The sequence below is a fragment of the Dapis purpurea BLCC-M126 genome (assembly GCF_050015975.1).
In the GTDB taxonomy this organism is placed as follows: domain Bacteria; phylum Cyanobacteriota; class Cyanobacteriia; order Cyanobacteriales; family Microcoleaceae; genus Trichodesmium.
This window is the reverse complement of the sequence record NZ_JBNHER010000022.1, coordinates 1-1,374: the sequence shown is the minus strand read 5'-3', so window position 1 is coordinate 1,374 and position 1,374 is coordinate 1. Positions and strand designations below refer to the sequence as shown.

Annotated in this window: 1 protein-coding gene; it reads left to right on the top strand. The window is 34.5% G+C overall.

The window, feature by feature from the left end:
• The first annotated feature begins 544 nt into the window (after nucleotides 1–544).
• Nucleotides 545–1,057, top strand: coding sequence for an EF-hand domain-containing protein (locus ACP6PL_RS03125; protein ID WP_426542452.1), 513 nt, complete (start codon nucleotides 545–547; stop codon nucleotides 1,055–1,057).
• Nucleotides 1,058–1,374 lie beyond the last annotated feature (317 nt).

Sequence of the window (1,374 nt, the reverse complement as noted above, 5' to 3'; positions counted from 1 at the left end):
TCTGTTAAGAGCGGGAAACCTCGCCATCCCTCAACCGCTTTTTCCCCTATCCAAGAGGAGGCTTTAAACCACAATTATTTAATTAACAATTAATAATTCGGTAAGCAATGGAAACCTAAACTTTCTGCGTAAATTATATTTTTAGATGAAATATAATTAATATCCTTATTGACTAAAGGTTTTGCCCAAAAGTATCTATTTATTAGTGAGGTTGAGATTTCTACTAACAGTCTGTTTTTGTTCTCTTAACCTCTCTTTCCTTTCTGAGGAATGTATTATTCATTTCTCTTTATCTTCCTACTAACTAGCTAAAAGCAAAATTGCTATACCTTGAAGTTTCATAGGAGATAATTCTTGAGATTCTATTATTGGAGTTTTGTATATCGGTAGCTAGAAAAATTTTAATATTTTTCTTCGTTCTCTATAATGATAAGATCAAAAAGTTCATTCATATAGTTTTCTTTATTTATCAGTAAAAATGTCCCTAGAAAAGTTTTTGTCATCCAGTGTTTGGCGTACTAAAATGAAGACCTACTTCAAACTTATGGACGTCGATAAAAATGGGGTTTTAACCCTCTCCGACTATGAAGAAATTGCCAATCGTTTAATTCAACTTCAAAATGATTCATCAAAGGATGAAGAAATTCGCAAAATGTGTCGTTCTCTGTTTCAGAGTTTTATGGCTGGAGGAGAATCAGTTGATGATAATACTCAAATTACTGAGGAAGATTTAATCGCTAAAGTTGCAAAGATGGTATCATCAGCTGAATCATCAGTACTTGAAGTAGGTAGACGTAAAAACGAAATTTTTTTCGATATCATTGACACCGATCATTCTGGGCAAATATCTCGTGAAGAGTACCGAAAGTACCTAGCAATATACACTGGAGTAGAGCAACCTGACCATGCTAACCAAGCTTTTGATAGTATTGACTCAGATAAGTCAGGTTTTATTAGTCGTGAGGAGTTTGTCGAAGCTCATATGCAATACTGGTTTGAAACTGGCGACGATCAAGAAAACCCTCCCCTTCCCTATGGACTATTAGTCGGTTCATAAAACTTTTTTTATTAATGGATAATTGATAATGGATAATTGATAATTACCTCTGCTTAAAACCGCACTTGATTGAATATAAGGAAATTCAAGATTATTTTTCTCTTGGTCGATTGGATATGGCGTTAGCGGAGCGGCTCTGTAAGAGCGGGAAACCTCGCCATCTCTCGACCGCTTTTTCTCCTTAAAAGGGGAAGCTTTTAACCTGAATCATTAATAATTAATAATTATTAATTATTAATGATTCGGTAAAATATCCTTGTACCCTACATTCCGCACGACAAAATGTAGTACATGAAGAGGGGAAAACTTGAGTAAGT